The sequence below is a fragment of the Maribacter confluentis genome (assembly GCF_030505015.1).
Classification (GTDB): Bacteria; Bacteroidota; Bacteroidia; order Flavobacteriales; family Flavobacteriaceae; genus Maribacter; species Maribacter sedimenticola.
In genome coordinates, this window is record NZ_JAUKUC010000001.1 from 4,073,263 (window position 1) to 4,096,252 (window position 22,990).

General features: G+C 38.0%; 19 protein-coding genes. 6 read left to right on the forward strand and 13 right to left on the reverse strand.

Annotated elements, in window-relative coordinates:
* Positions 1-151: 151 nt before the first annotated feature.
* A complete protein-coding gene (locus Q2T41_RS17760) occupies positions 152-1,420 on the forward strand; it encodes a serine hydrolase domain-containing protein (protein ID WP_304437167.1) in 1,269 nt (422 codons plus the stop codon).
* 73 nt (positions 1,421-1,493) lie between these two features.
* Here the strand turns inward: Q2T41_RS17760 and leuB are convergent, their stop codons facing one another.
* From leuB to recG, 5 genes are all read right to left on the reverse strand, one after another.
* Positions 1,494-2,549, reverse strand: coding sequence for a 3-isopropylmalate dehydrogenase (gene leuB, locus Q2T41_RS17765; protein ID WP_304437168.1), 1,056 nt, complete (start codon positions 2,547-2,549; stop codon positions 1,494-1,496).
* Between the two features lie 75 nt (positions 2,550-2,624).
* Complete coding sequence (locus tag Q2T41_RS17770) at positions 2,625-4,139, reverse strand: hydroxymethylglutaryl-CoA lyase-like TIM-barrel protein (RefSeq protein ID WP_304437169.1); 1,515 nt, start codon at positions 4,137-4,139, stop codon at positions 2,625-2,627.
* A gap of 26 nt (positions 4,140-4,165) precedes the next feature.
* Positions 4,166-4,762, reverse strand: coding sequence for a 3-isopropylmalate dehydratase small subunit (gene leuD / locus Q2T41_RS17775; RefSeq protein WP_304437170.1), 597 nt, complete (start codon positions 4,760-4,762; stop codon positions 4,166-4,168).
* An 82-nt stretch (positions 4,763-4,844) separates the two neighbouring features.
* Positions 4,845-6,263, reverse strand: a complete 1,419-nt coding sequence (gene leuC / locus Q2T41_RS17780) for a 3-isopropylmalate dehydratase large subunit (RefSeq protein WP_089261344.1) — start codon at positions 6,261-6,263, stop codon at positions 4,845-4,847.
* A 105-nt stretch (positions 6,264-6,368) separates the two neighbouring features.
* Entirely contained in the window at positions 6,369-8,474 is a 2,106-nt protein-coding gene (recG, locus tag Q2T41_RS17785) for an ATP-dependent DNA helicase RecG (protein WP_304437171.1), read from the reverse strand.
* A gap of 111 nt (positions 8,475-8,585) precedes the next feature.
* Here recG and Q2T41_RS17790 point away from each other — a divergent pair, with 111 nt between their 5' ends.
* Together Q2T41_RS17790 and Q2T41_RS17795 are read left to right on the forward strand one after the other, a co-directional pair.
* Entirely contained in the window at positions 8,586-10,664 is a 2,079-nt protein-coding gene (locus tag Q2T41_RS17790; protein ID WP_304437172.1) for a M1 family metallopeptidase, read from the forward strand.
* Position 10,665: 1 nt separating this feature from the next.
* Positions 10,666-11,580: a patatin-like phospholipase family protein gene (locus Q2T41_RS17795; protein ID WP_304437173.1), complete on the forward strand. Its 915-nt coding sequence runs from the start codon at positions 10,666-10,668 to the stop codon at positions 11,578-11,580.
* 39 nt (positions 11,581-11,619) lie between these two features.
* Here Q2T41_RS17795 and Q2T41_RS17800 read toward each other — a convergent pair whose 3' ends face one another.
* From Q2T41_RS17800 to Q2T41_RS17815, 4 genes are all read right to left on the reverse strand, one after another.
* Positions 11,620-12,138, reverse strand: coding sequence for a DUF7935 family protein (locus Q2T41_RS17800; RefSeq protein WP_304437174.1), 519 nt, complete (start codon positions 12,136-12,138; stop codon positions 11,620-11,622).
* An 85-nt stretch (positions 12,139-12,223) separates the two neighbouring features.
* Positions 12,224-12,994, reverse strand: a complete 771-nt coding sequence (locus tag Q2T41_RS17805) for a hypothetical protein (RefSeq protein ID WP_304437175.1) — start codon at positions 12,992-12,994, stop codon at positions 12,224-12,226.
* 5 nt (positions 12,995-12,999) lie between these two features.
* Positions 13,000-14,577, reverse strand: coding sequence for an FMN-binding glutamate synthase family protein (locus Q2T41_RS17810; protein ID WP_304437176.1), 1,578 nt, complete (start codon positions 14,575-14,577; stop codon positions 13,000-13,002).
* Positions 14,578-14,582: 5 nt separating this feature from the next.
* On the reverse strand, positions 14,583-15,893 hold the full coding sequence (locus Q2T41_RS17815; protein ID WP_304437177.1) for an amidohydrolase: 1,311 nt from the start codon (positions 15,891-15,893) through the stop codon (positions 14,583-14,585).
* 206 nt (positions 15,894-16,099) lie between these two features.
* Here Q2T41_RS17815 and Q2T41_RS17820 point away from each other — a divergent pair, with 206 nt between their 5' ends.
* Together Q2T41_RS17820 and Q2T41_RS17825 are read left to right on the forward strand one after the other, a co-directional pair.
* Positions 16,100-18,427 carry an ATP-dependent helicase gene (locus tag Q2T41_RS17820; protein ID WP_304437178.1) on the forward strand — a complete coding sequence of 776 codons (2,328 nt, stop codon included), beginning with the start codon at positions 16,100-16,102 and terminating at the stop codon, positions 18,425-18,427.
* 45 nt (positions 18,428-18,472) lie between these two features.
* Positions 18,473-19,093 carry an L-threonylcarbamoyladenylate synthase gene (locus Q2T41_RS17825; protein WP_089261335.1) on the forward strand — a complete coding sequence of 207 codons (621 nt, stop codon included), beginning with the start codon at positions 18,473-18,475 and terminating at the stop codon, positions 19,091-19,093.
* 74 nt (positions 19,094-19,167) lie between these two features.
* On the opposite strand, the gene Q2T41_RS17830 is transcribed toward Q2T41_RS17825, so the two are convergent.
* The 3 genes from Q2T41_RS17830 to Q2T41_RS17840 all read right to left on the reverse strand — a co-directional run bounded on the left by Q2T41_RS17830 (position 19,168) and on the right by Q2T41_RS17840 (position 21,581).
* Positions 19,168-20,022 (reverse strand): OmpA/MotB family protein, encoded by an 855-nt coding sequence (locus tag Q2T41_RS17830; RefSeq protein ID WP_089261334.1) that lies wholly within the window; start codon positions 20,020-20,022, stop codon positions 19,168-19,170.
* 98 nt (positions 20,023-20,120) lie between these two features.
* On the reverse strand, positions 20,121-21,122 hold the full coding sequence (locus tag Q2T41_RS17835; protein ID WP_304437179.1) for a glycosyltransferase family 2 protein: 1,002 nt from the start codon (positions 21,120-21,122) through the stop codon (positions 20,121-20,123).
* Positions 21,123-21,134: 12 nt separating this feature from the next.
* Positions 21,135-21,581 (reverse strand): type I restriction enzyme HsdR N-terminal domain-containing protein, encoded by a 447-nt coding sequence (locus Q2T41_RS17840; RefSeq protein ID WP_144800370.1) that lies wholly within the window; start codon positions 21,579-21,581, stop codon positions 21,135-21,137.
* A 26-nt stretch (positions 21,582-21,607) separates the two neighbouring features.
* On the opposite strand from Q2T41_RS17840, the gene holA reads away from it, so the two are divergent.
* On the forward strand, positions 21,608-22,609 hold the full coding sequence (holA, locus tag Q2T41_RS17845) for a DNA polymerase III subunit delta (RefSeq protein ID WP_304437180.1): 1,002 nt from the start codon (positions 21,608-21,610) through the stop codon (positions 22,607-22,609).
* 2 nt (positions 22,610-22,611) lie between these two features.
* Here the strand turns inward: holA and Q2T41_RS17850 are convergent, their stop codons facing one another.
* The gene (locus tag Q2T41_RS17850; protein ID WP_089261330.1) at positions 22,612-22,989 is read right to left on the reverse strand and encodes a DoxX family protein; all 378 of its coding nucleotides are present in this window, start codon (positions 22,987-22,989) and stop codon (positions 22,612-22,614) included.
* Position 22,990 lies beyond the last annotated feature (1 nt).

The window sequence follows — 22,990 nt, forward strand, 5'->3', positions numbered from 1 at the left end:
TACTGTGTGTTTATGTATGTCTATGCAATTACCACCAATAAAATATAAGAAGTATGGTTACGGCAAAACCTGTTAAAATTTTCAATTAGCTAACTACAACGGTACTTAAAAGTAAATTTTTACGTTCTTAAAAAACCAAATCTTTACTATAGTGAAACAAACCAAACTGTTTTTAGGCGTTTTGACCTTCGTAATTATTTTAATGCTTTTGACCTCTTCATCGGTACAACCAAGCAATGTAGAAGTGATTGTTCCCATTGATAAATCTGTTAAAACCTTAGCGGAAAAGCGTGAAATAGAACTTTATACGTTTCAGAAAAATGCATTGAAGCAGGCTTTAAAAAATTATTTTGAAGAAGCTATCCAATCAGGGGATATTGTTGGGGTCGGCGTAAGTATTGTAAAAGGGGACTCCATTATCATTTCTGATGGTTATGGAAAACGAAAGGTAGATGATTCCAAAGAAGTGGATGGGGAAACCTTATTTAGGCTAGGTTCCATTTCCAAAGGTTTTACCGGCATTCTTGCAGCGAATTTGGATAATGAGGGTATATTGCAATTAGATGATAGGGTAACCACATACCTGCCTGACTTTAAGTTTGGAAATCAACAGAATACACAACGAATTAAAATTGCACATTTGCTTTCCCATACAACGGGTACACCATATCATAGTTACACAGATTTGGTCGAAGCGGGTCTGCCCATGTCATCAATTAGTAAAAAATTCAGTTCCATTAACCCTATTAGTGTACCTGGTACGCAGTATAGTTACCAGAATGCCATGTTCTCTGTAGCTCAAGAAGTGATGCTGAAAGCAACAGGTAATGATATACAAACGTTGTTGACCAATAAATTTTTTGAACCTCTTGGCATGGATGCCATATCCATGGATCATGAAACGTTGATCTATACCAATAATATTGCTTTTCCACATGTTAAAAGAGGACAAAAATGGAAAACCTTAACTCCCAGGGATAATTATTACAATGCTATAGCAGCTGGTGGAATCAATGCCAATTCCAAGGATATGGCAAAGTGGATGCGATTCTTGTTGGGACATAACCCTAATGTAATGACCAAAGAACAGATTAAAGCGGCATTTACCCCATTCATTGAGTTAAAAGGGCATCATAAATATTATCAGAAATGGCCTGGACATGTAAAATCTGCTTATGGATTTGGTTGGAGAATACATACCGTTAAAGAAAAGGATAATGCTCCCGAAGAAACTATTTGGCATCACGGTGGTAGCGTAAATAATTATAGAAATGAAATCGCACTTTTTCCTGATGCTGATTTGGGTATTTGTGTATTGATCAATGGACCGTCTAAACTGGTCAAAACAGTGGTGCCAGATTTACGGGCTATAGTTAAAGGTATTTACGAACAAAAAATAGAGAATGCTTCCAGTATTTAAGATATACATTACTATTAATAAAAAATCCCTTTGAAAATTTCAAAGGGATTTTTTTATTATGTGGGTATTTAATTTAAATGTTGCTTGCCAACCAATCACCCACTTCACTGGTCTTAAAGCTCTTGCCACCATCTGCAAGATCTTCTGTTACATAACCCTCGGCCAAAGATTTGTTGACTACGCGCCTGATTTCTTCTGCTTCGGTTACCAGTTCTAAATCTTCGAACAACATAGCGGCAGAAAGAACAGTTGCCAATGGGTTGGCAATATCCTTACCGGCTGCTTGTGGGTAAGAACCATGTATAGGCTCATATAAAGAAACTTTACTTCCTACGGAAGATGAGGGCATTAGACCCATGGAGCCGGCAATGACAGAAGCTTCATCCGTTAGGATATCGCCAAATAGATTTGCGGTAATGATTACATCATATCCTTTTGGCCATTGGATCAATCTCATGGCTACGGCATCAATAAATTCATAGGAAACTTCAACTTCTGGATATTCTTTTTCCAAACCTTGTACGGTTTCTCTCCAAAGTCTAGAGGATTCCAATACATTGGCCTTGTCTACACAACATAATTTTTTGGAACGTTTCATGGCCATATCAAAACCTTTTCTAGCCAAACGTTCTATTTCAAAACGTTGATAGGTCATGGTATCAAAGGCGGTATTTCCATCATCTTTTCGTCCACGTTCCCCAAAATAGATTCCACCGGTCAATTCCCTTAGGATAATTAAATCCGTTCCTTCAATACGATCTCTTTTTAAAGGCGATTTGTCTATTAACGAAGGAAATGTAAACGTAGGCCTAACATTGGCAAACAGACCTAATTTTTGCCTCATTTTCAACAATCCTTGTTCCGGACGCACTTTTGCCGATGGATCATTATCAAAACGTGGATGGCCAATTGCACCAAACAAAACCGCATCTGCACTGGCGCATATATCATGGGTCTCATCTGGGTAAGGTTCACCTACGGCATCAATAGCTGCAGCTCCTGTCAAAGCAGGTTTCCAGCTGATTTCATGGTCGTATTTTTTTGCAATGGCATCACATACCTTTACTGCTTGATCAATAACTTCTGGACCGATACCATCACCGGCCAATAAGGCAATATTTAATTTCATGGTCTAATTGCTTTTTGCTTTTCGCTATGCGCTACACGTTATACTGTCATCGTATTACGTTTAAGCTATTTATTATTAAATTATATTCAACATTTTTTCAGTGGCTTTAATTGCACTCACCGTTTGGTCGGAATCCAGTCCTCTAGAGGTGAATTCCTTCCCGTCCAGCTCCCAGGTGATCACTGTTTCGCATAATGCATCTGATGTACTTCCAGGTGGTATTCTTACTGCGTAATCCGTTAATTTTGGAAGAGGTATTTTTTTTGCAATGTATACTTTTTTAAGAGCATTCATAAAAGCATCATATTGTCCATCACCTTGGGCATGTGCCTCAATAAGTTTTCCGTCAATTTCAACGGAAAGGGTAGTGGAGGGCATAAGTCCTTTGGCGTGGGTAAGCACATAAGATTTTATAAATACTCTTTGCTTATAATCTGCTGTATCCAACACATCAGATATGATAAAAGGAAGATCATCTTTGGTAACACGCTCTTTTTTATCGCCCAATTCAATAATTCTAGCGGTAACCTTTTTTAATTCTTCATTGTTCAAGGTCAAACCTAATTCCTGTAGATTCTTTTGAATATTTGCCTTACCGGACATTTTCCCTAATGCATATTTACGCTTTCTTCCAAAACGCTCAGGCATCAGGTCGCTAAAGTATAAATTCTTTTTACTGTCTCCGTCTGCATGAATTCCGGCGGTTTGCGTAAATACATTATCGCCCACAATAGGCTTATTGGCAGGTATGGTAAAACCGGTGAAGGCAGATACCAATTTACTCACTTTATATAATGAGGTTTCATTTACATTGATGGTAACCTCTGGTAAAAAATCGTTGATTACGGCAATGGCACTTGCCATAGGGGCATTGCCTGCTCGTTCACCCATACCGTTTACGGTAAGGTGAAGCCCATGGCAGCCTGCTTTAACGGCCTCCATAATATTGGCTACTCCTAGGTCATAATCGTTATGTCCATGAAAATCAAAATGTAAATCTGGATATTTTTGTACAATTTCCGTTAAAAACGCATACGTTTCAGTATGTGTCAATATACCCAAAGTATCCGGTAAAAGAATTCTTTTTACGTTTTGTGTGGATAGAAAATCCAAAAACTGAAATACATATTTCTTTGAGTTGCGCATGCCGTTGCTCCAATCCTCTAGGTAGATATTGTTTATAATACCTCTTTCCGTAGCTTGATTGAAGATTTCCTCAATTTCGGCAAAATGTTCTTCAGGTGTTTTCTTTAATTGATACTTTAAATGGTTCATTGATCCTTTGGTCAACAAATTCTGGGATATTGCGCCAGATTTTTGCATCCAATCCAATGATATGCCACCATCAACAAAGGTTAGGACCTCAACACGCTCCAGATATCCACTAGTGGCAGCCCATTCCGTAATTTTCTGTACGGCTTCCAACTCACCATCAGATACACGTGCAGATGCAATTTCAATACGATCAACCTTTAATTCTTCCAATAGAAGTTTTGCCAAGGTCAATTTTTCCGATGCAGAAAAGGAAACGCCCGAGGTTTGCTCACCATCCCTTAGGGTGGTATCCATGATTTCCAATTTTCTTTTCATTAGTGTGTTCCGTTATGAAAATTGGATTATAGCGGGGTGTTTTCTGCAAAGGTCTCAATATCCTTTTTAATGTTTAAAAGGTAATCGATATCATCAAAACCATTTAACATATTGTTCTTCTTGTAGTCATTGATGTCAAAAGACTCGCTTTCCCCTGTTGGCAACAATGTTATTTTTTGTTCTGGCAAATTGATTTCTATTTGGGTAGAAGGGTCTGCCTCTATGGCGTCAAAGATTTTCTGTAAAAACTCTGCGCTTACCTGTACGGGTAAAACTCCAATATTTAAACAGTTGTTTCTGAAAATATCTGCAAAGAAACTAGAAACTACACATCTAAATCCGTAATCATAAACTGCCCATGCAGCGTGCTCACGAGAGGATCCAGAACCAAAGTTTTTTCCACCTACTAAAATTTTTCCGCTGAATTTATTTTGGTTTAAAACAAAATCTTCTTTCAGGGTATTGTCCTGATTGTATCTCCAGTCTCTAAAAAGATTATCACCGAAACCTACACGCTCTGTTGCTTTTAAGAATCTTGCCGGTATTATTTGATCGGTATCTACATTTTCAATTGGCAACGGTACTGCCGTTGATGTCAATATATTGAATTTATCGTATGCCATTTTCTTTAATTTTTCTTTGATAGTTATTTGTTGTTGGTGAGCTAGTTTAGTATTGTAAAAATCTACAATTGACCAACAACCGTTAACCTGCAACCATTTCTTCCATTAATTCCCTAGGGTCTGTTACTTTACCGGTTACGGCCGCTGCTGCTGCAACTAGAGGACTTGCCAATAATGTTCTTGATCCTGGGCCTTGTCTTCCTTCAAAATTTCTGTTGGATGTACTTACTGCCAATTTACCGGCAGGTACCTTATCATCATTCATAGCCAAACATGCTGAACAACCAGGCTCACGAAGCTCAAATCCGGCTTCTGTCAAAATATCCAATATACCCTCTTCCTTAATGGCGGTTTCTACTTTATGAGATCCGGGTACAAGCCAAGCGGTTACGTTGCTCGCTTTTTTTCTACCTTTTACAATAGAGGCAAAAGCCCTAAAATCCTCAATACGGCCATTGGTGCAACTTCCTAGGAACACAAAATCTATTGGTTTGCCCATCATGCTGTCTCCTTCATTGAAATCCATATATTTCAATGATTTTTGGTAGGTAGTAGCACCACCTTGTACAGCACTTGCCATTGGAATATCGTTAGAGATACCCATTCCCATACCTGGGTTGGTACCGTAGGTAATCATAGGTTCGATCAATGAGCCGTCAAAAGTCAATTCCTTATCAAAAATAGCATCCTCATCCGTATACAAAGTTTCCCAATAGGCCATTGCCTTGTCCCAATCCGCACCTTTTGGTGTAAACTCACGACCTTTTATATATTCAAACGTTTTTTCGTCAGGAGCGATCATACCGCCACGGGCACCCATTTCAATACTTAGGTTACAAACGGTCATACGACCTTCCATACTCATTTCCCTGAAAATTTCACCTGCATATTCTACAAAGTATCCTGTTGCACCAGAAGTAGTCAGTTGAGAGATAATGAATAGAGCAACATCTTTAGGTGTAACCCCTTTACTCATTTTCCCGTTGATATTGATACGCATTCTCTTTGGCTTGGGCTGCATAATACACTGTGTAGCCAATACCATTTCAACTTCAGATGTACCAATACCAAAAGCAATTGCTCCAAAAGCACCATGGGTAGAGGTGTGTGAATCTCCACAAACTATGGTAGCGCCCGGCTGGGTAATACCATATTCAGGTCCTACAACGTGTACAATACCATTTTTTGCATGCCCCAATCCCCAATAGGAAATACCATATTCATTGGCATTTTCCTCCAACATTTTTAATTGGTTTGCAGAAAGTGGATCTGCAACAGGTAGATGTTGGTTGATCGTAGGTGTATTATGGTCAGCCGTTGCAAACGTTTTCTCTGGGTGCATTACGGGAATGTTTCTGTTCTTAATGCCTAGAAAAGCAACCGGGCTGGTTACTTCATGTACCATATGTCTGTCAATGAACAGCACATCTGGACCATCTTGTATTTTATGTACTACGTGGGAATCCCACACTTTATCAAATAATGTTTTTGTTGCGCTCATATTCTATATAATCTAAGTGCACAAATCTATTAAAACCAAGGGTTTTTTGGAAATTAACACCATCCTAAATTACGATGTTCAACGGTAAAAGTGTTAAGAATAAAACTAACTGATATATGTCCAGATATTTTTATGCTTTACCAATTGGGCGTACATATGTCTGATAATTAGATTTTCAGGTTTACTTAGCGTAGGGTCTTCCTTTAATAATTGAAGCGCATAGTAACGTGCGGTTTTAAGGATGTCATTATCTTTTACGATATCCGCAATCTTTAGGTTTAGCAGTCCGCTTTGTTGGGTGCCCATAATATCACCCGGACCACGGAGTTTAAGATCTACTTCTGCAATTTCAAACCCATCATTGGTGGCCACCATTGTTTCCAATCGGGTTTTGGAATCATTGGATAACTTATGTCCGGTCATTAGGATACAATAACTTTGATCGGCACCTCGCCCTACACGACCACGTAATTGGTGTAACTGTGATAGACCAAAACGCTCTGCGCTCTCAATGATCATAACAGATGCATTAGGTACGTTGACCCCAACTTCTATAACGGTCGTTGCCACCATAATTTGTGTCTCACCTTTTACAAAACGTTCCATCTCATAATCCTTGTCCGCCGGTTTCATTTGCCCGTGTACAATGCTTATCTGATATTTTGGTTGTGGAAAATCGCGCACAATACTTTCATAGCCATCCATAAGATCTTTATAATCCATTGCTTCGGATTCTTGTATTAATGGATATACTACATAAACCTGACGTCCTTTGTCAATTTCATCCCGTATAAAGCGGAATACCTTTAACCTGTTGCCATCATAACGATGAACGGTTTTGATAGGTTTACGGCCAGGAGGCAGTTCGTCAATGACGGAAATATCCAAATCGCCGTATAAACTCATGGCCAATGTTCTTGGTATTGGTGTAGCTGTCATGACTAAAATGTGTGGCGGAAATTCATTTTTATGCCAGAGTTTGGAACGTTGGGCAACGCCAAAACGGTGTTGTTCGTCAATTATGGCCATACCCAGGTTTTTATACCTTACCTTATCTTCCAAGAGTGCATGGGTACCTATAAGAATGTTCAGTTCCCCATTTTCAAGTTGCTCATGAATAGGTTTTCTAGCGGACTTTTTAACCGATCCCGTAAGTAGGGAACATGTAATTTCGGTTCCTTTCAATAACTCTGAAATGCCTTGAAAATGTTGATTGGCCAAAATTTCGGTAGGTGCCATTAAACAGGCTTGAAATCCGTTATCAATGGCCAAAAGCATGGTCATTACCGCTACAATAGTCTTTCCTGAGCCCACATCGCCCTGTAATAATCTATTCATTTGGGCATTACTGCCAAGGTCTGCCCGAATTTCCTTGATTACCCGTTTCTGTGCTCCGGTTAGTTCAAAAGGTAATTTATTGGTGTAGAAATCATTAAAATATTCACCGACTTCATGAAAGGGAAATCCTTTAATTTTCTTTTTACGTGAAACATTTTTTCCGATCAACTGTAATTGGATATAGAAGAGTTCCTCAAATTTTAGCCTAAACTGTGCCTTGGCCAAAAGGTCTTGACTTTTAGGAAAATGGATATTGAACATTGCTTCTGGTTTGGGCAATAATTTAAGCTCATCTAACAGTTTGTTGGACAGGCTTTCGGAGAATCTACCACCAATTTCCATAAACAGTTGCTGCATGAGTTTACTGACAACCTTATTTGTAATACCCTTGTTGCTTAATTTTTCTGTGGAAGGATATACAGGCTGCATATACACTTTAGTACCTTGTTGATGTTCCTTTAAAGGCTCCATTTCCGGATGGGCCATAGAAAAAGTACCGTTATACCAATTACATTTCCCAAAGATGACATAGGGTATGTTCAACTTAAGATTTTCGCGAATCCATTTTTGTCCCCTAAACCAAACCAGTTCCATTTCACCGGTCTCATCTATAAAGCGCGCAACCAATCTAGAACCCTTTTTTTGCTCTACGGTTTTTATATGAACGATTTTGCCAATTATCTGCACATCTGCATTGCTACGTTGTAATTGACCAATTTTATAATATTGGGTCTTATCAATATATCTGTTGGGGAAAAGGTTTAAAAGGTCTTGGTATGTGGATACGCCAATTTCTGAAGCCAAAATTTCTGCCCTATTGGGGCCAACCCCCTTTAAATATACTATTGGCGTTTGCAGAAAACTGTTGTTCATAACACGAATTTAGATCTAAACACGTTTAAGTACAAGTAGCTATGCATTTTTGCTGAAAAGGTCTTTTGTATTACATTTTTTTATATAGCTAAAGCCAAATATATTTACATTATGAAACCTGTTGTTTTTCTTTTCTTGATTTTCACTTTTGCTTTGGGTAATGCCCAGAACAGGAATGTGGATTTTGTTAGGATTTCCGCAACCATTAGTCCAGATACGCTAGCTATGGAAATACAAGGAAAGGTCCGTTATACTTTTCTTCAACATTCGGAAACAGATTCTATATTTATTGATGGTGTAAACATCAATATCATTGAATTTAGGCTTAATGGTCGTAAGCGGCAAGTGTTCAATAATGGTAAAAAAATTGGATTTAGGGCCCCTAAAAAGAACGGGGAGCATCATGTAGAACTAGACTATGTAGCTCAGCCCGTACAAGCCTTATATTTTGTTGGATTCAATGATGCCATAAGTGGTAATGAACAAATATGGACACAGGGACAGGGAAAATATACCAGTCATTGGTTACCTTCTTTTGACGATATGAACGAGAAGGTAGAGGTTGACCTTAAAATAATATATTTTAAAAACAACGAAGTTATTGCGAATGGTTTATTGGTAGATAAGACTCCCATTGACGGTAAATTGGCATGGAGCTTTGATATGGAGAGACCAATGAGTAGCTACTTGATCGCTTTTGCAATTGGTAAGTACAAAAAACAAGTATTAAGGTCAGAGAGCGGTATTCCTATAGAGAATTATTATTACCCTCAAGAGGAATTAAAAGTAGAACCCACATATAGATATACTAAAAGGATATTTGATTTCTTGGAAAAAGAAATAGAATTTGACTACCCTTGGCAAAACTATAAACAGGTTCCCGTACATGATTTTCTATATGCAGGAATGGAAAATACGGGTGCAACATTATTTTCTGATAGTTATTTGATAGATAGTGTGGCCTTTAAAGATAGAAATTATGTAAATGTCAATGCCCATGAGCTTGCGCACCAGTGGTTCGGTAATTTGGTTACGGAAGAAAGTGGTAACCACCATTGGCTTCAGGAAGGTTTTGCTACCTACTACGCTTATTTGGCCGAACGGTCCATTTTTGGGGAGGATAAATTTTATTGGAAGTATTACGATACGGCTGCCACGTTAAAAAATCAGTCAGAAGATGGCAATGGGCAATCATTACTTGATCCTAATGCAGATAGTTTAACCTTTTATGAAAAGGGCGCTTGGGCATTGTTGATTTTAAGGGAACAGTTGGGAGACCAGGCTTTTAGGCAGGGTATAGCTTCCTATTTGAAAAAGTATAGTTTTAGTAACGCTACCGTTACGGATTTTTTAAAGGAAATGGAGGCTGTAAGTGGACAAAATTTAAATTCCTTCAAAGAGGAATGGCTGGTTAATACTGACTTTCCGTATGAAAAAGCCATGGCTTATTTATATGAAAACAGTGCCTCAATACAGAGATATCAAGCTATAGCGGATGCAATTGGTACAACAGAAACATATTATAAAGATTCCATAATGACTTCATTCTGGAACGATTCTACTTCAGTTCATTTAAAAAAACAGTTTATTTTAGATTTTCATTCCAAAATCAGTGATACTACTTTAAGTGAATTGTTGCAGGCAAAGGAAATAATGCCCAGACAATATTTGGCCATTTCACGAGACCCTATCTTTAAAACTTTAAAACCTTTGTTCGAATCTATGTTAACGGACGATAGTTATGTGACTAAAGAAACTGTCTTTTATAAATTATGGGTTGAGTTTCCTGAGGAAAGGAGTAAATATTTAAATATACTCAAAGATGAAATTGGTTTGCCAAGTAAAAATATACGTACGCTTTGGTTAGCTTTGGCAATGGTTACACCAAGTTATAATTTGGTTAAAAAATCCGGTTATTTAAAAGAGCTTAAAAGTTATACTTCTTCCCGTTACAATACAGAGGTAAGGCAAAATGCATTTATGTATCTGTCCAATTTAAAAGTTTTGGAAGGGGAAGCTTTGGAAAATTTAATAAAGGCCACCAATCATCATTCTTGGCAATTTAAGACATTTGCAAGAAGAATGCTTGATGAGGAATTACGGGATGAAGATCAACGACAAAGAATAGATTCTTTATCAATGAGGATGGATACAAAGGATTTGCAGTACCTTAAGAAAAAAATCAAATAGCATGAGGGCTTTAGTAATTTCTGGTGGTGGTAGTAAAGGGGCTTTTGCTGGTGGCGTGGCACAATACCTAATACAAGAAGGGGGTAAGACTTATGACCTATTTGTAGGTACTTCTACCGGTAGTCTTTTAATATCCCATCTAGCACTAGGAAAATTAGAAAAGATTAAGGATATATATTCCAATGTCAATCAACAAAGTATATTTAATAATTGCCCATTCTTAATAAAGAAAATACATGGCAATGAAGAAATTTCTATAAACCACTGGAAGGTTTTGGGAAATTTTTTAAAGGGGAAAAAAACGTTTGGCGAAAGTGAAAACTTACGAAAACTCATTAGAAAAAGTCTTACCGTAGAAGAATTTGATACCCTAAAAAATGGCCCTAAGGATGTGGTCATTACCGTATCTAACCTTTCTTTGAACCAAGTGGAATATAAGTCTATAAAGGATTGTACATACGATGAATATTGTGATTGGATATGGATTTCGGCCAATTACACACCCTTTATGAGCTTGGTGCGTAAAAATGGATGTGAATATGCAGATGGGGGGCTTGGTAGTATTGTCCCTATAGAGGAGGCAATTAAAAGAGGGGCCACAGAGGTAGATGTGGTGGTGTTGCATACAGAGGTAAATTATTTAAACCGCGTAGCCTCTAGAAATCCGTTTGAGTTGATAACGACGATGATGAGCTTTATCCTTGATCGTATAGAAAACCAAAATATCAGAATTGGAAAATTGGTGGCCAATCAAAAAAATGCCATTATTAACCTTTATTATACGCCTACAATTCTAACGACCAATTCCCTAATTTTCGACAAGCAAAAAATGACCTTATGGTGGAAAAGGGGATATTTGTACGCCAAGAACAAAAATGAGGAAACCAACCCCATTGAGCCAAATGTCAATGAGTAATTGGTTTAAGGAAAAATGAACAATTGCCGCTTTGGGCAATTACCATAAATCATTGATTTCCTTTTTAACGAATGAAAGTGCAGTTGCAGATGGAGAGGATTTTTCCATAGTTTCATTTAAAATATCCTCCCTTAATTTATGGGCAGAATCCGTTTCGCTCATTGCCGCTTTACGTATCATTTGAATAGTGGCACTTTTAGCGGCCTTTATAATGTTCCAACATTCATCTGTCATATAGATCTGCTGAGAAAGATTATGATCAAATTCCGTTTCTATACTTTTTATCAATAAACTTTCATAAGCGGCTTTATCCTTGGAATGTGGGGCAACACGAACTACTAGGTTAGGTATGGAAATGCGTTCTAAAAACAGGGCCATTCTTTCATATGCCTGCAGCCTAACAGGTAATGTATCTTTTTGTGAATCTTTATGAAGCAGAAAACGCCTTCTGCCTTCCTCGTTATTGGTATGCATCCTAAAGAAATAAAATGCAATGGCACCTGTTACTACTGAAGGCAATAGATAAGCAAAAAGTTGAAATATTTGGTCTGAGGTCATTTTTAGTGTTATTTAAATTTAATACCCCTATTAAACGGTGAATATGTTCAATTAGTATAAAGGCTAATCGATGAAATGCAAGTGATTAATTTTTTACATCTCCCTTTGCCATATCATAAAATGCCTTGTAATCCGGTTGAAATTTAATCTGTATGGCTTCCCGTAAATTACCATCCGCACCAACTGTGTTTATACGATCACCTTGAACACCATAATCCTTTATTAGAATACTTGCTACTGATGTTGCCTGTTGTAGGGCAAGGTCTAATTCTCCTGTAATATTCATGCTAGCAACGGTTATCATGCTCTTAGGATTGGCTTTAATGAGATTGGCAATATTTTCTAGCCAGGCACTTGCTTCCGTAGAGACTTTGTTTCCTAATCCGTCCACAAAGAAAAAATCCAATTTTTCTGAAATGATAACTGTTCCATTGGCAACATTTACATTGGCATTTTCGCCTAAGGTCTGTTTTGCATGGGTTAGTACCATGATTGCGGTAGAGTCATTACTTGCAATGCCGTCAACAATACCTTTAATCTGTTCCTCTTTTCTTTTTAAGGTGGCCAAGGTTTTAGTAATGTTTTCCGAGTTTTGACTGGAAAGGGTGGCAAAACTGTTCAGATTTTTCATAAGGGTGGCATTCGCATCCTGTAGTTCCTTTACTTGAACTTGCATTTCCTCTGCTCTTAACAATCCTAATTTTTCATTGCGCTGTGCAGTGTTCACAATTCTTTTTATGGAATCTAGCTGAAATTTTAGTTCTTGGTTTTGTGCTATTAGGTCACTTTTTTTTTGGGCTTGTAGGTTGCTTAGACCAACCAAAAAAAGTAGTGAACCTACATATAGTTTCATCATCTGTATTATGCTTTTATTGTTTTGTCTTCAAATTTGCCGCCAAGATACGAACAGTCTTTTAATTCCTGAACACTTGTAAAGGCTACTTTGGCTTTATTATATCCATAGGTAGATGCCAGACTTCTATTAAGATCGTTGTCATCAACGTTTACCTGTACATCGTCCATTGTAAATTGGCTAGGATGTTCATAGCCTGCCGCATGTGTTATTTCTAACAATTCTTTTCGAAACGTGTTGAAATATTGTGCCAATCGGTCAGATTTAAGGGGAACATCTATTCCTTTCTGCAACCATTTGCTTTGTGTGGCAATTCCTGTAGGGCATCTGTTGGTATGACATACCTGTGCTTGAATGCAGCCAATGCTCATCATTGCCTCTCGTGCCACATTAATGCAGTCAACTCCCATGGAAAATGCCATGGCCGCTTTGGCGGGAAAGCCTAGTTTACCTGATCCTATGAATACAATTCTATCGGTCAGGCTTCTATTCAAAAATACTTTATAAAGACTGGAGAAACCATATACCCATGGTAGGGAAACATGGTCTGCAAATGAAGGTGGTGCGGCACCCGTTCCACCTTCGCCACCATCTACGGTAATAAAGTCGGGTCCCTTACCGGTTTTTATCATTAAATCCGCAAGTTCTTCCCATTGATCCAATTTTCCTATGGCCCCTTTGATCCCTACGGGTAATCCTGTTTCGTTTGCAATGGCCTCTATTAATGCCAACAGTTCTTCAACGGTTGAAAAAGCTTTGTGGGTAGCAGGGGAGAGCACATCCTTACCTACTTCAACACCTCTTATTTCAGCAAGTTCAGGAGTAATTTTTGCACCGGGTAGCACACCGCCTTTTCCGGGCTTTGCCCCTTGGGACAGCTTAATTTCAATAGCTTTAATGCAAGGATTGTCCGTAACCAACTTTTTCATCTTCTCCATATAGAAATTACCATCTGGCGTCCTAACCCCAAAGTAACCGGTACCAAAATGGAAAACAATATCACCTCCATGTTTATGATAGGGAGACAAACCGCCTTCACCCGTATTGTGGTAAGCACCTGCTTTTTTGACCCCTTTGTTCATAGCCTCTACTGCCGCTGCGGATAGAGAGCCAAAACTCATGGCCGATACATTGACCACGCTTGCTGGCCTAAACGGTTTTTTACGTTTGTTGTATAGTCCCATTACCTTAGCGCAAGGAATAAAAGTTGGTTCTAATGCATTTGGGTGACCATTGGGCACTGAAAAGGCCATCATTCTATTTTTAATAAAAATATGTTGATGTGCATAAAGGTCGCGGTCAGAACCAAAACCTTCATAATTGTTCTCCTTTTTTGCAGAGGCATAGATCCAACCTCTTTCAATTCTGTTGAACGGTAGTTCTTCCCTGTTGTTCGCTACAAAATACTGGCGCATTTCCGGACCAATACTTTCTAACCAATACCTTAGATGGCCTACTATGGGAAAATTATGTTTTATGGTATGTCGCTTTTGAATAAAGATATCCCAAATAGCAACGATGAAAAGAAACAAAAAAATCCAAGTCCACCAGGGTAGACTTGGAATATAGTTTATCAAATTACGCATCAATATTATCCTTTTGGTTTTATGTCCAAACGCGGGGTTTTGTCACTATTTAAATAATCTAAACTCATTTCCGTCAGTGTACGTACGCCTAATAATAACCCACTATCATCTATCAAAAAATCTGGAGTATGGTGTGGGTAAGATTTCGTATTACCGGGAGTCAATCCTCCAAGAAAAAAGAAAAACCCTGGAGCCTCTCGCTGAAAATAGGAAAAATCTTCTGCACCGGTAACTGCCTTTTGTATGCTTACATTGGGTTCTCCCGCAACGCGTTTAATGGTAGGTAGCATTTGTTCTACCAATTCAGGGTTGTTATAAGTAATATCGGTAGCATCTTTTATTTCACAGGTAGCTTCACCACCATATGCTTTGGCTATTGTGCTAACCATTTCAACCATACGCTTGTTCAATTTATCTTTCATATCATAGTCCAAGGTTCTGATCGTACCTATCATTTCAGCTGATTCTGGTATGATATTAAAGCGTACACCACTTTTTATTTTGCCAACCGTAATAACGGCGGCTTCATTGGTAAGGTCGGTTTCTCTACTGATGATGGTCTGTAAGCCATCAATAATTTTGGCACTGATCAAAATAGGGTCAACACCTGACCATGGCTGGGAGCCGTGAGATTGCTTGCCCATAACCTTTATCGTAAAACTTTGTGCAGCGGCCATTGTTCCGCCAGACTTATATTTAATGGTATTTACGGGTGTTTGGGAGTTAATGTGCAAACCAAATATGGCATCTACTTTAGGATTGTCCATAACACCTACCTTTACCATTAATAGTGCACCACCTTCCTCACCTGGCGGCGGACCTTCCTCCGCAGGTTGGAAAATAAACTTTACGGTTCCTTTGATCTTATCCTTGTTCTTGGACATAACCTCCGCTACGCCCATTAAGATAGCCGTATGGGTATCATGGCCACAAGCGTGCATAACACCCACTTTTTCGCCCATGAATTCAGAGGTTACATTAGACTTATAAGGTAGGTCGTTCCTTTCCGTAACGGGCAAGGCATCTATATCTGCCCTTAAGGCAACTACCTTTCCTGGCAAATCTCCCTTTAAAATACCGACTACTCCGGTATGGGCAACACCAGTTTGTACTTCAATGCCCAGTGCCTTTAAATGCTTTGCAATTTTTTCTGCAGTTTTAAATTCCCGGTTGCCCAATTCTGGATTTTGATGGATTTCCCTTCTCCATTCTATAACCTTGTCCTCAATGGCTTTGTAGTCCTTGTCCAAATTTGGTCCTTGTGCATAGGCAGAATAACCAAATAGTATGAGGGCCAATAATCCTAGTTTTCTCATAATCAGTATTTAAATATTAATGATGGTTCCTTCATCATGTGGGGTGTCGACATCATTTTTACCGACCCTTAACCTGATAATAGGTAATAAAAGTTTAAATATATTCAAATTGAAAAGAAATACCATCCATTGTTTATAATTCTAAATGCGTTCACTTTTAGTATCCCCCAATAATGGCTAAATTCACGCTCTAAATACAAGTAGATTTGAGCTCATTTATAGATGAATTGAACGAGGCACAAAAAGCCCCTGTTTTACATAAGGACGGACCTTTAATGGTAATTGCGGGTGCAGGATCCGGAAAAACACGTGTTCTTACCTATAGAATTGCACACTTAATGGCGCAAGGTGTAGATTCCTTTAATATTTTGGCATTGACATTTACCAACAAGGCCGCTCGTGAAATGAAAGCGCGTATTGCAACAATAGTTGGTGCAAGTGAAGCAAAAAACCTTTGGATGGGTACATTTCATTCTGTTTTTGCAAAATTGTTACGTATAGATGGTAATAAGTTGGGGTACCCTGCAAATTTTACCATCTATGATACTCAGGATTCACAACGACTAATTTCTTCGATCATAAAGGAAATGGGGCTTGACAAGGACATTTATAAATACAAGCAGATTCAAAACAGGATATCGTCTTTCAAGAATAGTTTAATAACAGTAAAGGCCTATCGTAATAATCCGGAGTTGGTAGAGCAGGATGCCATGGCCAAAAAACCCAGGACAGGAGATATTTATGAAAATTATGTAGATCGCTGTTTTAAGGCAGGAGCTATGGATTTTGATGATTTGCTTTTACGGACCAATGAGCTGTTGACACGCTACCCAGATGTTCTTATGAAATATCAAGATCGGTTCAGGTATATTCTGGTAGATGAGTACCAAGATACCAACCACTCCCAGTATTTGATCGTAAAGGCTTTGGCAGACCGTTTTCAGAATATTTGCGTAGTGGGCGATGATGCCCAGAGTATTTATTCATTTAGAGGGGCCAATATCAGTAATATTTTAAATTTTCAAAAAGATTACGAGAATGTGGGCATGTACCGTTTGGAACAGAATTACCGTTCTACACGTAACATCGTAAATGCGGCAAACTCTATTATTGGCAAAAATCAAAATCAAATAGAAAAAGTAGTTTGGACGGATAACGATGACGGCGCTGCCATAAAAATACATAGAAGCCCAACGGATGCAGAAGAGGGGAGGTTTGTGGCCAATTCTATATGGGAGCATAGAATGCAAGAGCAAATGTCCAATGGTGAATTTGCCGTTTTATATAGAACCAATTCACAATCCAGGGCCATAGAGGATGCTTTGAGAAAACGCGATATTCCTTATCGTATTTATGGCGGATTGTCATTTTATCAAAGAAAGGAAATCAAGGATGTGTTGTCCTACCTAAGATTGGTCATTAATCAGAAAGATGAAGAGGCCTTAAAAAGGGTCATAAATTTTCCTGCTAGGGGTATTGGGGGTACAACGTTGGACAAACTTGTTGTCGCTGCAAACCATTACAATCGCTCAATTTTTGAGGTGATGGAGAATATTGATAAAATTGACCTTAAGATAAATGCGGGCACCAAACGTAAACTTACTGATTTTGTAACTATGGTCAAGAGTTTTCAAGTCATGAGCGAATCTGCAGATGCTTTTACCTTGGCCGAACATGTAGCTAAGAAAACCGGTATACTTTTGGAATTTAAAAAAGACGGTACACCAGAGGGGATCGGTAAAATGGAGAATATAGAAGAGTTGTTGAACGGTATCAAGGATTTTGTAGAAGGGCAAAAAGAGATAGATGAAGCTACTGGCAGTATTACTGAATTTCTTGAAGATGTTGCCTTGGCTACCGATTTGGACAATGATACTGGAGATGATGATAGGGTGGCCCTCATGACCATACACTTGGCAAAGGGACTGGAATTTCCTTACGTATATATCGTAGGTATGGAAGAAGATCTCTTTCCGTCCGGGATGAGCATGAGTACACGAAGCGAATTGGAAGAAGAAAGACGCCTGTTTTACGTAGCGCTTACCAGGGCAGAAAAACAGGCTTATCTTACCTATACCCAAAACAGATATCGTTGGGGTAAGTTGATAGATGCGGAACCTAGTAGATTTTTAGAGGAAATCGATGAAAAATATGTTGAGAATTTAACTCCTATAGATGGCGGGTACCGTTATAAGTCCCTTATCAATGCAGATATATTTGGTGACGTGGACAAGAGTAGGTTAAGGCAGGTGAAACCCACTAGGGGCACACCACCAAGTATTGGCCAGCCTAATACAAATCAACTAAAAAAACTGAGAAAAATAAAGCCGCAATTGGCCGTTCCAGTTGGGAATACCAATAATATAGATCCCAATTTGGCGGTAGGTTCCTTGGTAAACCATAGTAGATTTGGCCGTGGTAAAGTGGTAAAGTTAGAAGGAGTGGGCAATGATAGAAAAGCAGAAATATTATTTGACAAAGGTGATATTAAAAAATTGTTATTGCGCTTTGCCAAATTAGAAGTATTGGGATAGTTTGGTATATTTAATAGTACATAACTATCTATAATTTAAAAGGTAATGGCCGAGTTTATAAAAATTTACGAGGAAAATCCTAACCCTAAAGAGATTAAAAGGGTAGTGGAAGTATTACGCAAAGGGGGCTTGGTCATTTATCCTACCGATACCGTTTATGGCCTTGGATGTGATATTACCAATACCCGCGCTTTGGAAAAAATTGCTCGGATCAAAGGTATAAAATTAGCAAAGGCCAATTGGTCGTTTATCTGTACCGATTTAAGCAACCTGTCTGATTATGTACGTCAAATAGACACTGCAACCTTCAAAATACTAAAAAGGGCATTACCTGGGCCTTATACCTTTATTTTGCCGGGTAACAATAATTTGCCCAAAGAATTTAAGAAAAAGAAAACAGTAGGTATCCGTGTGCCCGATAATACCATTATAAAAACCTTGGTAGAGGCTTTGGGTAATCCTATAGTATCCACTTCTATTCGTGATGACGATGATGTATTGGAATATACTACCGATCCAGAATTGATTTTTGAAAAGTGGGATAATTTAGTGGATATCGTCATAGATGGTGGCTATGGTGGCAACATAGGTTCTACCATTATAGACCTGTCTACAGGAGAGCCGGAAATTATACGGGAAGGCAAGGGTAGCTTGGATATCCTTTAATTGAATTATTGAAGATTATGCGCATAAAAAAAGCGGTCCAATTGGACCGCTTTTCCTATATTCTAAAATTAGAATTATTTATTGATTGCAGGATCTTTCATTCCTTCCTCGATCATGCTGTAGAATTGATCAATTTTTGGAAGAACAACAATACGAGTTCTTCTGTTCTTAGATTTTTCCGTAGCTGAAACAGGAACATACTCTGACCTACCTGCTGCTGTCATACGCTTAGGATCAACGTTGAAATCATTTTGTAAGATACGCACAACTGCAGTAGCACGCTTAACACTTAAATCCCAGTTGTCCAATAAAGAACCGTTACCTCTGTAAGGAACATTATCTGTATGACCTTCAACCATAAATTCAAAATCAGGTTTGTTGTTTACCACTTTGGCAACTTTACCTAAAACTTCCTTAGCTCTGCTAGTTACATTATAACTACCACTGCTAAACAATAATTTATCTGATATAGATACGAATACAACACCTTTTTCAACGCTGATTTCAATATCATCGTCATCCATATTGCCCAATACACCTTTTAAGCTCTGTACCAAAGAAAGGTTTACAGAATCCCTACGGGTAATTGCATCGTTTAATTTACGAATGGTCAAATCTTTTTCCTGTAAACTTTCCAAAGATTTTTCCAAGTTCTCGGCACCCTTGGTAGTCAAGGTTGTCAAGTTCCCCATATTATTGATCAAATCTTGATTGTTCGCCTTTAAAAATGCATTTTGATCTTCTAATGTTTGAAGTCTTGAAGAAGCTGTAGCTTTTTCTTCCAAACAGTCATTTAATTTTACGGTTGCAGAATTCAATAAATCTTGAGTGTTCTTATGTTTTGCTTCAAGATCTGCATATTTCTTCTGTGAAACACATGAAGATAATAAAAGCGTTACTCCAAGACATCCTAAAAATATTTTCTTCATAATTTTAATCTATATTAATATTTAGTTATTTACTTAATTTTCGCATCCAAGCGAGTCCAAAATTATATAATTACCAACTCACTTATAAAGCTGCATAGTTAATCTTTTACTAAAATGTTAAAATTTCTAATGTTATGTACGAAATATGACCATACTATAGATGTCGTAAGGTAATATTTTCTTATAAATTTTGTTTTTTCACGCTTAGTATACATTTTTTTGAATTGCCTATAAAAGCTTAAATGCGCCCTAAAGATGGCCAGAAAATGTTTAAAACGAAATTGAAAGATAAAACGTAATGCTGCAATGCCATCTAAGAGCAATCTTAAAAAAATAATGATGAATGCTTTTCCTAAGGGTAGGTTTTTGGTAATGGAAAACAATGAATTTCTAAAATTTAAGTATGTTTTTTTAGGGTTCATATTGCTTAAGGTGGATCCACCCAAATGAAACACCTTAGAGGTACCTATGTAAAAAACTTTATACCCATGATTTTTGGCGCGCCAACAAAAATCAACTTCTTCTTGGTGGGCAAAATAATCTGGATCAAAACCATTTAGCTCATTAAATACTTTTTTTCTTACGAACATGCATGCGCCGGTGGCCCAAAATATTTCCTTAATATCATCATATTGACCATGATCACGTTCCAAGGTCTGAAATATACGTCCCCTGCAGAAAGGGTATCCCAACTGATCAATAAAACCGCCTGCGGCACCCGCATATTCAAAATAGTCCCTTTTTAGAAGATCAAGTATTTTGGGTTGAACAATCGCAATTTCCGGCCTTTCCAAAAAAGCTTTTTTTATAGGAGTGATCCAATGGGGCGTAACTTCTACATCAGAATTCAATAAACAAAAAATATCTGCATCCACTTGTGCCAGAGCATCATTATATCCTTTGGCGAACCCTCCGTTCTCTTTGTTTTGAATAATATGTACGGTAGGAAAATTTGCTTGTACATAGGCGACCGAATCGTCTGTAGATGCATTGTCCGCTACATAAATAACCGCATCCCCAGAATGTTCAACGACAGACGGCAAGTAACGCTCAAGAAGCACTTCCCCATTCCAGTTTAATATGACTATTGCAATTTTCAAAACGAAGGCAAATTAACGGCTAAAATCAGGAATCTCCCGCATAAATTCATATTTTTCCGCTTGGGCATCTGTTTGGCAGTAAAAATGGGATATGCCGTTCGTTACCATTAAGTAGCTGGCGTTTAATTGTATATTGTATTGTGCAATTTGGTCAAACGTATTTTGGGATATGCTCACTTCAGGAGCTTTGCACTCAACCAGTAAATGCAGTTCCCCGGTAGGGTTGAAAACAACGACGTCATATCTTTTGACCAAACCGTTCATCTTTATCTGTTTTTCTACGTTGATATGGCTTAACGGATAGTTTTTTTCCTGCAATAAAAATTGAACCACATGTTGCCTTACCCATTCTTCTGGTGTAAGCACCACAAATTTTTTACGTACATCGTCAAAGATCAAGGTTCTATTTTCGCTATTTTTGACCCTAAAGGTGTAGCTGGGAAAATTTAATGGCTGCATGGTACAAAGTTGATGAATTTTTCTGAATGGATGAAGCAATACAAATAGTCAATGCAATTAAGAAAGGGCAGATAAGTCCGATCTATTTTTTATTTGGGGAAGAGCCCTATTTTATAGATAAAATATCCGATTACATTGGTAATAAGATCTTGGCGGAAGAGGAAAGGGATTTTAACCAAACCATACTCTATGGTAGGGATGTTTCTATTGATGATATCATTGGCAATGCCAAGCGTTATCCTATGATGGCAGAAAGACAAGTAGTTATCGTGAAAGAGGCACAGCACCTTTCCAGGACCATAGAGCAATTATGTAGTTATGCGGAAAACCCACAGCAGACTACGGTATTGGTAATTTGCTATAAATATAAAAAGCTTGACAAGCGTAAAAAATTATATAAGATTGTAAAAAAGTCCGGTGTCATTTTTGAAAGTAAAAAACTTTATGAGAATAAAGTAGCAGATTGGATCAGAAAGAATTTGTTAAGCAATGGTTTCACTATTACCCATAAGGCGGCAGTTCTTTTGGTGGAATACTTAGGAACCGATTTAAGCAAAATAAGTAAGGAGTTGGATAAATTGAAATTGGCCCTACCGCCACAGACCGATATTTCTCCACAACATATAGAGGAGCATATTGGTATAAGTAAGGATTATAACAATTTTGAATTAAAAAAAGCCATTGGTGAGCGCGATATTGTAAAAGCTGCCAAGATCATCACTTATTTTGCCCATAACCCAAAGGATAACCCATTTGTGTTGACGGTAACGTTATTGAATTCATTTTTTACCCAACTTTTACAATATCACGGTCTCAGCGACCATTCTCCCAAAAATGTAGCGTCAACCTTAGGAATCAATCCTTACTTTGTAAGTGAGATACAGACTGCGGCCAGAAATTACCCTATGAAAAAGGTAAGTGCCATTATCTCCAATTTACGTGAAATGGATTTAAAGGGTAAAGGTGTGGGCACCACTAATATGAACGACGCAGACCTGTTAAAGGAATTGCTCTATAAAATAGTTTAATTTTATTTTTTGTCAATACTGTATTTTCCAGGGCCAACCAATACAAGGGTAATAAAGGCCACAAGGTATAACAAGGCCTTTTCTTTTGTACCAAAAGGATCTGCACCGTGAGCTATGAAAGCTGCAACGGCCATTGTAATAGCGGCAGGAATAGCGGATAAACGGGTTTTAAAACCAATAATAATAAGTAAAGGACAAATAAATTCTCCAATAACAGCCAAAAATAATGATGGGGCGGCACCTATGCCTATGGGGTCACCAAATTCAAAGTTTCCAGATATAAGTTTTTGAAATTTTGGTAGACCGTGAGTCAACATCATTGCAGAAACGGCTATTCTAAAAAAAGCCAGGCCTACATCTTTAAATAGGGGGTTTTTCATG